Origin of the sequence: Clostridium sp. C8 (assembly GCF_001010885.1) — a bacterium.
In the GTDB taxonomy this organism is placed as follows: Bacteria; Bacillota; Clostridia; order Clostridiales; family Clostridiaceae; genus Clostridium; species Clostridium sartagoforme.
Genome location: NZ_LBMX01000042.1, coordinates 104886 through 117294 on the forward strand (window position 1 = coordinate 104886; position 12409 = coordinate 117294).

Sequence of the window (12409 nt, forward strand, 5' to 3'; positions counted from 1 at the left end):
TGTTGTTTATTTGAGTGAAAATGCTTTAAAACTTATAAAAAAGGAAATTAATAAAAATGAATCCTTAGAAGATAAAGAAATAAATATAGTAAGATTCCAATTTTTGAAAAAAAGTAATCTTCTTAAAGTAGTATTACGAGGAAAAGATGGACTAAATAATGAAGAAGAAGCTGATGTAAAGAAAGCTATTAAAAAAACCTTAGGAATAGAAATAGATATAGAGGTATTATTTTATAGAGATATATCTACCCTAACGATAGAAGAAATAATTGAAAAGCATTGGTCTGAAGTAATAGAAGGCATTATGCAAAGAATTCCTCTGTCAAAAGTTGTTTTAACTAAAGGCTTAAAGACTACAAAAGGAAATATTTTAACTATAAAAAGTGGGTATGAAAAAATAAATGAACATTTAAATATTAAAGAAGTTCCTAAACAAATTGCTCTTAATATTGAAAATATTTTTGGAGTTAAAAGTAAAGTAACTTTAGAATATGATAGCAGCTTAGAAGTAGAAAGCAATTATAATGAAAAAATTAAAAAAGAAAAAGAAGTTTTAAAAGAAATATTTAGTGGAAGAAATATTTCAGCACAATCTACCAATAAACAAAATGAAGAAAAACAAAATGCTAAACCTAAGAAAACTTATGAAAAAAGAGAATTCAAAAGAGAACCTAAAAGTGAAAATAGCATTTTAGGGAGAAGTATAAGTCAAGAAGCTATTTCAATAAAGGAAATTGATGAAACTTCTGGAGTTGTTGCTGTTATAGGTGAAGTTTTTAAGACAGATATAGTTGAAACGAAAACAGGCAAAATAATTCTTACCTTCTTTGTTACAGACTATACAAGCTCAATAACTGTAAAATGCTTTTTAAAGCCACAAGAAACTGAAGAAGTATTAGATAATGTTAAAAAAGGACTTTACTGTAAAGTAAGAGGAGAAGCCATTTATGATACTTATGCAAGAGAAGTAGTAATAATGGGAAGAGATATTTTAAAAATGGGCAAAATAGAGAGAATGGATGGATCTGAAGAAAAGAGAGTTGAGCTTCATTGTCATACGGCTATGAGTGCTATGGATGGAATTACATCAGCTACAAAATTAATAGAAAGAGCGGCTAAGTGGGGGCATAAAGCTATTGCAATAACAGATCATGGTGTCGTTCAAGCTTTTCCAGATGCTCAAATTGCAGCTAAAAAAAATAAGATTAAAGTATTATATGGTGTAGAAGGATATCTAGTTAATGATGGAATACCTATAGCATTAAATGATAAGGGACAAAGTTTTGATGATACATATGTAGTATTTGATATAGAAACTACAGGATTTTCATCTAAAAATGATAAAATAATTGAAATAGGTGCTGTAAAAATTAAAGGAAAAGAAGTAATAGATACCTTTAGTGAATTTATATATCCTAAATGTAGAATTCCGTATAATATAACAGAACTTACAGGAATAACAGATGAAATGGTAAAAGATGCAGACCCTATAGAAGTTGTTTTACCTAAATTCATGGAATTTATAAAGGATTCGGCTGTTGTAGCTCATAATGCTGCTTTTGATACAGGATTTATAAAAAAGAACTGCAATGATTTAGGTCTTGAGTTTAATTCTACTATAGTTGATACAGTTCCGCTTGCAAGATTTTTATATCCAGAATTAAAAAGAGTTAAGTTAAATTTAGTAGCAAAACATTTAGGAGTTTCACTACAAAATCACCATAGAGCAGTAGATGATGCAAAGGCGACAGCAGAAATTTTTTTAATATCAATAAAGAAAATGATAGAAGAGTTAAATATTAATAAACTTAATGACTTGAATAAAGAATTCTTAGAAAAAATGGATATTAAGAAAGAAAAAACATATCATATAATAATCTTTGCTAAAACTCAAGAAGGGATGAAAAATCTTTATAAACTTGTGTCAGAAGCACATATAGATAATTTTCATAAAAATCCAAGAATTCGAAAAAGTAAGCTTATGGAAATGAGAGAAGGCCTTATTATAGGTTCTGCTTGTGAGGCTGGTGAAGTATATAGAGCAGTTTTAGATGGTAAGTCAGATGAAGAGTTAAAAGATATAATGAGATTTTATGATTACCTAGAAATTCAGCCTATAGGAAATAATGCATATCTTATTGCAAAAGGAAATGTAAAAGATGAAAATGAATTAAGAACACTAAATACTAAAATATATAATTTGGGAAAAGAATTAAATAAGCCTGTTGTTGCAACTGGAGATGTTCATTTTTTAGAACCACAAGATGAAGTTTTTAGAAGAATAATAATGGCAGGACAAGGATTTTCAGATTCGGATAATCAACCACCTTTATATTTGAAAACAACCGAAGAGATGCTAAAAGAATTTTCATATTTAGGGGAAAATGGGGCAAAAGAAGTTGTCATAACCAATCCAGGAGAAATTGCTGATTCAATAGATGTTTTAAAGCCAATACCAGATGAAACATATCCACCTAAAATTGAAGGTGCAGATGAAGAAATAAGGGAAATGACAATGAAAAAAGTACATTCAATATATGGAGATCCCTTACCTGAAATAGTTCAAAAAAGATTAGATAAGGAATTGAATTCTATTATAAGTAATGGATATGCAGTTCTTTACCTAATAGCTCAAAAATTAGTGGCAAAATCTTTGGCAGATGGATATTTGGTTGGTTCAAGAGGGTCGGTAGGCTCATCTTTTGTTGCTACGATGTCAAATATAACAGAGGTTAATGGATTACCTCCACATTATGTTTGTCCTAGCTGTAAAAATTCTGAATTTTTCTTAGATGGTTCTGTTAGTTCAGGAGCTGATTTAGAAGATAAGGATTGTCCTAAATGTGGAGTTAAATATATAAAGGATGGTCATGATATACCTTTTGAAACCTTTTTAGGTTTTGAAGGGGATAAAGAGCCGGATATAGATCTTAACTTTTCGGGTGATAACCAAGGAGAAATTCATAAATATACAGAAGTTCTATTTGGAAAAGGATATGTTTTTAAAGCAGGAACAATAGGCACAGTTGCTGAAAAAACAGCTTATGGATATGTAAGAAAATATCTTGATGAGAGAGGAATACGAACTTCAACTGCTGAAATTGAACGATTGACTATTGGCTGTACAGGAATAAAAAGAACAACAGGACAACATCCAGGTGGTATTATGGTTGTTCCAAGTGATAATGAAATTTATAATTTTACACCAATACAACGTCCAGCAGATGATCCAACTTCAGATGTTACAACTACTCATTTTGATTATCATTCTATATCAGGTAGATTACTTAAGCTTGATATACTTGGGCACGACGATCCTACCATGATTAGGATGCTTCAAGATTTAACAGGAGTTGATCCCAAAACCATACCATTAAATGATAAAAAGGTTATTTCATTATTTACTTCTCCAGATGCATTAGGAGTAACTAAGGAAGAATTAGGCTGTGAAGTTGGTAGTTATGGACTTCCGGAATTTGGAACGAAATTTGTTAGAGGGATGCTTGTTGATACTCAACCTAAGAGTTTTGCCGATTTAGTTAGAATATCTGGACTTTCACATGGAACAGATGTATGGCTTAATAATGCACAATACTTTATTAAAGAAGGATATACAACTCTTAAAGATTGTATATCTACAAGAGACGATATCATGGTTTATTTAATGTATGCAGGAGTTCCACCTAAAATGGCCTTTACTATAATGGAAAGTGTAAGAAAAGGTAAAGGGCTAACGGAAGAGTTTGAGAAAACAATGAAAGAAAATAATGTTCCTGATTGGTATATAGAATCATGTAAAAGAATTAAGTATATGTTCCCTAAAGGGCATGCAGTTGCTTATGTTATGATGGCTGTAAGAATAGCATATTTTAAAGTGTATTATCCAGAAGCTTATTATGCTACATATTTTACTGTAAGGGCGGATGATTTTGATGCAGAGCTTATTTGTAAAGGTCCAGGGGCTATAAAAGCAAAATTAGATGAGCTTTATGAACTAGGAAATAAGATTACTGCAAAAGATAAGGGATTAATTACTGTACTTGAGCTTTCTTATGAGCTTTATGCAAGAGGGCTAAATTTTTTGAAAGTAGATTTATATATATCGGAAGCAACAAAATTTACAATTGAAAAGGATGGAATAAGACCTCCTATTAGTGCGCTTCAGGGAGTTGGAGAAAATGCTGCAAAAAGTATAGTTGAAGCTAGAAAACAAGGTGAATTTATATCTAAAGAAGATTTAAGAATAAGGTCAAAGGTTTCGAAGACGGTAATAGAAACTTTAAGCAACCATGGGTGTCTTGAGGGAATGTCAGAAACAAATCAATTATCATTATTTTAAAATAAGTATAAAAACAATATATATGGGGCAAGTAATAAATATAAGAAAAGTAATAATTTATTGCTACCCCTTGTATTATTTAGGAAATTATGATAGGATAATTAAAGAAGTAATTTACTAATAGCTAGAAAATGTGAGTGGGAGTGATAAATGCCCGCTTTTTCTATTTAATTGCAACTAAAATAGTTGCTTTTTTTATAGGGAGTTAAGAGTTTAGTAAATCTTTAAAATTAAAACTGAATATAGCAAAGGAGGGGTAATATGAAAGTTGATGCATTATTGGAAACTATTGATCAATTAGTAAGACCTATAGCAGAAGAATTAAAGTATGAGATTTATCACATTGAATATGTAAAAGAAAATGGAGAATATTATTTAAGAATATATATAGATAAAGATGGTGGTATAACTTTATCTGACTGTGAAGCTTTATCAAGAAGAGTAAGCGATGTCATGGATGAAAAAGATCCAATAAAAGAAGCATATTTTCTAGAAGTATCATCACCAGGATTAAATAGAGGATTATTTACAGATGATCATTTTAAAAAACAAATAGAAAAAGAAATAATGGTTAGATTTACAAAATCATTAGATGGAAGAAAAAATGTAAAGGGCATATTAAAAGAAGTAAATGATGATTCGATTGTAGTTGAAGCTGACAAATTAGTTACAATTCCAAAGGATAAAATAAAATCAGCCAATTTAGAAGGGGAAATATAATAAGGAGGATATTAAAATGAACCAAGAGTTTATAAGTGCTCTTAAAGAAATTGTTAAAGATAAGGGGATTAGCGAAGATTTAATTTTTACTACTATAGAGGATGCTTTAGTTGCAGCATATAAAAAAAATTACGCTAGTCCGACAACTTCAGCACAAAATGTTAAAGTAAGTATAAATAGAGAAACAGGAGAAATTCATGTATATGCTCAAAAGGTTGTAGTTGAAGACGTATATGATGATGTAACTGAAATAAGTTTAGAAGATGCTAAGGACGTAAGTGTAAGATATGATCTTGATGATATAGTTGATTTAGAAGTTACTCCAAAGAATTTTGGAAGAGTAGCAGCTCAACTTGCTAAAGGTGTAGTAACTCAAAGAATAAGAGAAGCAGAAAGAAACATAGTATATTCAGAATATAAGGAATTAGAATATGATATAATTACCGGAACTGTACTAAGAAAAGACAAAGGTAATGTATTTGTAAATCTTGGGAGAATAGAAACTTCTATTGGACCAAACGAACAAATTCCAGGTGAAGAATATAAATTTAACGAAAGAGTAAAGCTATATGTTGTAGAAGTTAAAAATGGCTCAAAAGGAGCTCAAATATTAGTTTCAAGAACTCATCCTGGATTAGTGAAAAGACTTTTTGAATTAGAAGTACCTGAAATATACGAAGGTGTTGTAGAAATAAAGAGTATATCAAGAGAAGCTGGATCAAGAAGTAAAATAGCAGTTTATTCAAATGATGAAAATGTAGATCCAATGGGTTCATGTGTTGGCCCAAAAGGAGTTAGAGTTCAAAATATAGTAAATGAGCTTAAAGGCGAAAAAATAGATATAATAAAATGGAGCAAAAATCCAGAAGAATTTATAGCAGCTTCATTAAGTCCTGCCAAAGTTTTAGAAGTTGTAGCTTTTGAAGATTCAAAATCAGCGAAAGTTGTGGTAGATGATAATCAATTATCATTAGCTATAGGAAAAGAAGGGCAAAATGTTAGGCTTGCAGCAAAATTAACTAACTGGAAAATAGATATTAAAAGTAAATCTCAAGCAGAAGCATTAAAAGCAGAAGAAAATTTAGAGTAAGGGGAGGATTTTTATGAAGGTAAAGAAAATTCCTTTAAGAATGTGCACAGGATGCATGGAAATGAAACCTAAAAAAGAACTTATAAGGGTTGTAAAAAGCCCGGAAAATGAAGTTTCAGTTGATTTGACTGGAAAGAAATCAGGCAGAGGTGCATATATCTGCAAAGATAAAGAATGCTTAGAAAAAGCTTTTAAAACTAAAAGGTTGTCAAGAAACTTAGATATAGCTATAAATGAGGCTATATATAATAGATTAAGGGAAGAAATAGGAAATGAATAAATTTTTTAATTTTCTAGGATTAGCAAAGAGATCAGGAAATTTAGTTGAAGGGTATAGTAAATGCGATGAACAAAGAAATAGAAAAAACATTTTTTTGTTTATAATATCTAACGATGCATCTGATAGTACCAGAAAAAAGTTTAAAAACCATTGTATAGCAAAAAATATAAGGCTAATAGAGGATTTTTCAAAGGAAGAATTAGGTTTTTCAATTGGAAGAGAAGAAGTGAAGATAATAGCTGTAACAGATGAAAATATGGCAAAAAAACTTTATACCCTTTACGAAGAGGAAAAAGTTAAAATTTAACCGGGGGTGATTTTATTGTCAAAAATCAGAGTATATGAATTGGCAAAAGAACTGCAAATAAGTTCAAAAGAGCTTATAGAATTATTAATGAGTGAATTTAGTGTTGATGTAAAAAATCATATGAGCGTTATAGAAGATGAAGATGCAGAATTAATTAAAGAATTAATTGGAGAAAATAATTCTTCAGATAACAAAACTATAGTTGATGAATATGAAGAGATATTAGCAGAAGAAGTTAATAATCAAGCTAAAAAGAGAAAGAAGAAAAAATCAGAAGAAGAAGAAGACGTGATTGGAGAAGGTGGATCTGGAGTTGTTGAAATAGGAGAGACAATAACTGTTAAAGAACTTTCAGAAAAGCTTGGAAAACCAACAGCAGATGTTATAAAGACTCTTATTTTTACAGGAGTTATGGCTGCTATTAACCAAGAAATAGATTTTGCAACAGCTGAAAAAGTATGTGAAAAATATGAATGTTTAGTTGTAAAAAAAGAAGAAAAAGAAGAGCTAGAAATAGTTGAAGAAGAAGATGTAATTGAAGAAAATCTAGTAAAGAGACCTCCTATTGTTACTGTTATGGGACACGTTGACCATGGTAAAACTTCATTATTAGATGCTATAAGAAAAGCAAATGTTACTGCACACGAAGCGGGTGGAATAACTCAACATATTGGTGCGTATACTGTAAACCTAAATGGAGAAAAGTTAACATTTTTAGATACACCAGGACATGAAGCTTTTACAGCAATGAGGGCAAGAGGTGCTCAAGTTACAGATGTAGTTATTTTAGTTGTTGCAGCAGATGATGGAATAATGCCACAAACTAAGGAAGCTATAAGTCATTGTAAGGCAGCAGGAGTTCCTATTATAGTAGCTATAAATAAAATAGATAGACCAGGAGCTAATATAGAAAGAGTTAAACAAGAATTAACAGAATATGAATTAGTAGCTGAAGACTGGGGTGGAGATACTATTTGTGTTCCTGTATCAGCTAAAACAGGTGAAAATTTAGAGCAATTATTAGAAATGGTTTTATTAACATCAGAGATGGCAGAATTTAAAGCTGATCCAAAGAGAAAAGCTAAGGGTACAGTGATAGAAGCTAAACTTGATAAAGGTAGAGGAGCTGTTGCAACACTACTTATTCAAAATGGTACATTACATGTTGGAGATTCAATATTAGTTGGGTCTACATACGGTAGAATTAGAGCAATGTTTGATGATAAAGGAAAGAGTATAAAAAAAGCTGGGCCATCAATACCAGTAGAGATTTTAGGACTTTCAGAAGTACCAGCAGCAGGAGATAGATTTACTGTTGTTAAAGATGAAAAAACAGCTAGAAATATGGCTGAACTTAGAAAGCAAAAAATCAAAGATGAGAGCTTCCATTCAGCTAATAGAGTATCTCTTGAAGATTTATATAACCAAATTCAAGAAGGAACAGTTAAAGAACTTGGTATAATAGTTAAAGCTGATGTTCAAGGATCAGTTCAAGCTATAAAACAGTCTTTAGAAAAACTTTCAACAGAAGATGTTAAGGTAAGAGTAATTCATGGTGGAGTCGGTGCAATAACAGAAACAGATGTGACACTTGCAACTGCATCAAATGCACTACTTATAGGATTTAATGTAAGACCAGATTCAAATGCAACAATAATTGCAGATAAAGAAGGAGTCGAAATTAAAACATATAGAATAATATATGATGCAATAGAAGATGTTAAATCAGCAATGATTGGAATGCTTGATCCAGAATATAAAGAAGTTGTAAATGGTAAAGCAGAAGCAAGAGTAGTATATAAAATTTCAAATGTAGGAACAATTGCTGGATGTTACGTTACAGATGGTAAGATATTAAGAAACTCAGAAGTTAGAGTTATAAGAGATGGAATAGTAATATTTGAATCAACTTTAGCTTCATTAAAGAGATTTAAAGATGACGTTAAAGAAGTAAATGCAGGCTATGAGTGTGGTCTAAGCGTTGAGAAATTTAATGATATAAAAGAAGGTGACGTAATAGAGTCATTTAGCATGCAAGCAATTGAAAGAAAGCAGCTTTAATTAAAGAGGTGATTTAAATGGCTAATTACAGAGGCGGAAGAATTAACGAAGAAGTTAGAAGAGAAATAAGCGTTATAATAAGAGATGAAATAAAAGATCCTAGAATGACGGCTATGGTTTCAATTACAGAAGTCAAAGTTACAAAGGATCTAAGATATGCAAAAGTATTTGTAAGTATATATGGAAAAAGTGAAGAAGAGAAAAATGAGACTTTTGCAGCATTAAAAAGTGCAAGTGGATATATAAGAAAAGAAGTAAGTCAAAGAATGAATTTGAGAAATACCCCTCAAATACTATTTGAACTTGATGATTCTATAAGCTATAGTATGAAAATAGAAGAACTTATAGAAAAAGTTAAAGAAAAGTAAATGAATAATTTACAAGATATAAGCAGGATAATTTTAGATAGTAAAAAAATAGGCATTACCTATCATGTATCACCTGATGGTGATGCAGTAGGTAGTGCACTTGCACTATTAAATGCCTTAAAGAAATTAAAAAAAGACGCTTATTTAATTTCAAAAGATATAATATCAGAAAACCTTCAATTTCTTAAAGGAGCAAAGGAAGCTACTGGAAATTTAACATCTGCAACAGAAGATACTTCAATAGTTGTAGTGTTAGATTGTGGAAATTATGAAAGAATATCTGCCGACCTAGATACTTTTAAAGGAAGCATAATAAATATAGATCATCATGTTTCAAATGATAATTATGGTGAATTAAATTATATAGATACAGATGCGGCTGCGACAGCAGAAATAGTTTTTGAACTTTTAGAAGAATTAGGTTTAAATTTTAATGAAGAAACTGATTCTATAAAAAATATAGGAACTTGTCTTTATACATCATTAGTTACAGATACTGGAGCTTTTAGGCATTCAAATGTAACTTTTAGAACACATACTATAGCAGCAAGGTTAAAAAAAATCGGAGTAAATAATACGTATATACATCAAAATCTCTTTGATAACAAAAGTTTTGAAAAAATTAGATTAATAGGTAAAGCCTTAAATGGTATGGAGCTTCTACTTGATAGAAAAGTATCATTAATTAAAATTCCAATTTCTTATGGCAATGAACTTGGAATAGAAATAGGTGATACTTCGGATATAATATCTTTTGGATTACAAATAAAGGGTGTAGAAGTAGCTGTATTAATTAAAGAAGTAGAAAATGGAACTAAAGTAAGTTTAAGATCAAAAGATAAATTTGATGTTAGGAATATAGCTGAAAGATTAGGTGGCGGGGGTCACGTTAAGGCGGCAGGAATAACTTTAAAAGGAATAAAGTTAGAAGAAGCTAAAGATAAAATTCTAGAACAAATAGAGAAAGAGTTATTGTAATGGATGGTGTAATTAATATTTTTAAGAATACTGGAATGACTTCCTTTGATGTTGTTAGGAAAATTAAAAAAGTAGCAGGAACAGGAAAGGTTGGACATACAGGCACGTTAGATCCAGAAGCCTGTGGAGTCCTACCTGTGTGTATAGGTAAGGGAACAAAGATTATTGATTATATAATGAACAGTGATAAAATATATGAAGTAGAATTTAAACTTGGAATAAAAACTACTACATATGATTTAGAAGGAGATGTAATACAAGAAAAGGATTCATCTAATATAGAAAATGAAGAAATATTAAAATCTATCTATTCTTTTGAAAGAGAATACTCTCAAATACCGCCTATGTATTCAGCAATAAAGCAAAATGGAGTAAGACTTTATGAACTTGCAAGAAAAGGAATTGAAGTTGAAAGAAAAGGTAGGCTTGTAAGTATCCATAAAATAGAAGATGTAAGAATAAATAATCCATATATTAGTATGAAAGTTATATGTTCCAAAGGAACGTATATAAGAAGTCTTTGCTATGACATTGGGGAAAATCTACAAGTTGGAGCAACAATGACAAAGCTTAAAAGAAGTAAAACATCTAAATTTACTGAAGAAAAATCTATTAATATAGAAGATATAAACTCTGAAAACATAAAAGATTATATTATAAGCATAGAAGATGCATTAGATAGCTATGAAAAATTAGTGATTTCAAATAAATTTTCAAAACTTTTAATTAATGGAGTTAAGGTTTTCGATAAAAGGCTTACTAAAGAAAAAGCTGAAATAGGAAAATTATATAGGGTTTATGATGAGAATAATAATTTCATCGGTCTTGGGAAAAGTGATCATCAAGGATTTAAGATAGAAAAATTATTAATTAATTAGGGGAGCAGGATATGGTAGTAATAGATGATATTATTATGAATAATAAAGAAAGTGAAATTTATGTTGCACTAGGAAGTTTTGATGGACTTCACTATGGTCATTTATCTCTTGTAAAAAAAACTGTTCAGGTTGCAAAGGAAAATAATGGGAAAAGTATGGTGTTTACATATAAGAACCATCCTAAAACATTGGTTAAACCAGAAAGTTCACCTAAATTAATTATGGATCTAGAAACAAAGTTAAAGTATTTAGAAGAGGAAAATATAGATATAGTCGTTCTTAAAAGTTTTAATAAAGAATTCATGTCAATGTCTGCAGAAGATTTTATAAAGCTTCTTTGTTTAGACTATAATGTAAAAGGAATTATAGTTGGATTTAATTTTAAGTTTGGATATAAAAACTTAGGTGATATAGAGTTGCTAAAAAATCTTCAAGATAAATATGGATATGAGTTATACATAATGGAGCCTTATACTTATAATGGTGATGTAATAAGTAGTACCAGAATAAGAAAGATACTTTTAGAAGGTGATGTGAAAGAAGCCACTAAAATGCTATCTAAACCATATTTAATTAAGGGAAAAGTTATTCATGGGAAAAAATTAGGTAGAACTATAGGATTTCCAACTGCAAATTTACAATTTGATGGAAAGATGATAATTCCTAAAAAAGGTGTTTACTATACAAATATAGAATATAATAATAAAATTTTCAAAGGAATTACATCAGTTGGGAATAATCCAACAGTAAATGGGAAACAATTAACTATAGAGACATTTATATTGAACTTTAATGATACAATCTATGGACAAGAGATTAAGGTCTATTTTATTGAAAGAATAAGAGATGAAATAAAATTTAATTCTTTAGAAGAATTAATAGAACAAATTAAGCAAGATGAAAAATTTGCTATAGATAAAGATATAGTAGTTTAATTATGTAAATTTATAATTTACAATATGTATATCATTTGTTATAATAGCAAAGAAGAACCTAATTCTAAGATATGAGGGTGCTATCTCATTTCATGGATATAGGGGATAATTTTACGGAGGTGCGAACAATGGACGCAATAAGAAAGCAAGAAATAATTAAAGAACATGCAAGACACGAAGGAGATACTGGATCACCAGAAGTGCAAATTGCATTATTAACAGAAAGAATTAATTCTTTGACAGGTCACTTAAAAATGCACAAAAAAGACCACCACTCAAGAAGAGGTCTTTTAATGATGGTTGGACAAAGAAGAGGTCTTTTAAACTATTTAGCTGACCAAGATATCGAAAGATATAGAGCTATAATCAAAAAATTAGGCTTAAGAAGATAGTCTTTAGAGCGGTTTTTAAGCCGCTCTATTATTTTAACAATTTTAAATGATAAGATACAAG

General features: G+C 29.9%; 11 protein-coding genes. All 11 read left to right on the forward strand.

All coding sequences use genetic code 11. The features are described from left to right. The first annotated feature begins 10 nt into the window (after positions 1-10). The 11 genes from AAT22_RS06415 to rpsO all read left to right on the forward strand — a co-directional run bounded on the left by AAT22_RS06415 (position 11) and on the right by rpsO (position 12348). Positions 11-4339, forward strand: a complete 4329-nt coding sequence (locus AAT22_RS06415) for a PolC-type DNA polymerase III (RefSeq protein ID WP_047000614.1) — start codon at positions 11-13, stop codon at positions 4337-4339. Positions 4340-4600: 261 nt separating this feature from the next. Further along, positions 4601-5059 carry a ribosome maturation factor RimP gene (gene rimP, locus AAT22_RS06420; RefSeq protein WP_016206331.1) on the forward strand — a complete coding sequence of 153 codons (459 nt, stop codon included), beginning with the start codon at positions 4601-4603 and terminating at the stop codon, positions 5057-5059. A 16-nt stretch (positions 5060-5075) separates the two neighbouring features. Continuing rightward, on the forward strand, positions 5076-6149 hold the full coding sequence (gene nusA / locus AAT22_RS06425) for a transcription termination factor NusA (protein WP_016206330.1): 1074 nt from the start codon (positions 5076-5078) through the stop codon (positions 6147-6149). A 13-nt stretch (positions 6150-6162) separates the two neighbouring features. Then, a complete protein-coding gene (locus AAT22_RS06430) occupies positions 6163-6429 on the forward strand; it encodes a YlxR family protein (RefSeq protein WP_016206329.1) in 267 nt (88 codons plus the stop codon). Next, entirely contained in the window at positions 6422-6736 is a 315-nt protein-coding gene (locus AAT22_RS06435) for a 50S ribosomal protein L7ae-like protein (protein ID WP_016206328.1), read from the forward strand. The genes AAT22_RS06430 and AAT22_RS06435 overlap by 8 nt, the downstream gene beginning before the upstream one ends. A 15-nt stretch (positions 6737-6751) precedes the next feature. Beyond that, complete coding sequence (gene infB / locus AAT22_RS06440; protein ID WP_016206327.1) at positions 6752-8797, forward strand: translation initiation factor IF-2; 2046 nt, start codon at positions 6752-6754, stop codon at positions 8795-8797. A gap of 17 nt (positions 8798-8814) precedes the next feature. Next, the gene (rbfA, locus tag AAT22_RS06445; RefSeq protein WP_016206326.1) at positions 8815-9165 is read left to right on the forward strand and encodes a 30S ribosome-binding factor RbfA; all 351 of its coding nucleotides are present in this window, start codon (positions 8815-8817) and stop codon (positions 9163-9165) included. Continuing rightward, positions 9166-10143 carry a bifunctional oligoribonuclease/PAP phosphatase NrnA gene (locus tag AAT22_RS06450; protein WP_047000615.1) on the forward strand — a complete coding sequence of 326 codons (978 nt, stop codon included), beginning with the start codon at positions 9166-9168 and terminating at the stop codon, positions 10141-10143. Next, positions 10143-11021 (forward strand): tRNA pseudouridine(55) synthase TruB, encoded by an 879-nt coding sequence (truB, locus tag AAT22_RS06455; RefSeq protein ID WP_047000616.1) that lies wholly within the window; start codon positions 10143-10145, stop codon positions 11019-11021. Before AAT22_RS06450 ends, truB begins: the two co-directional genes overlap by 1 nt. 11 nt (positions 11022-11032) lie before the next feature. Next, positions 11033-11956 (forward strand): bifunctional riboflavin kinase/FAD synthetase, encoded by a 924-nt coding sequence (locus AAT22_RS06460; RefSeq protein ID WP_047000617.1) that lies wholly within the window; start codon positions 11033-11035, stop codon positions 11954-11956. Between the two features lie 128 nt (positions 11957-12084). Next, entirely contained in the window at positions 12085-12348 is a 264-nt protein-coding gene (gene rpsO / locus AAT22_RS06465) for a 30S ribosomal protein S15 (protein WP_016206322.1), read from the forward strand. Positions 12349-12409 lie beyond the last annotated feature (61 nt).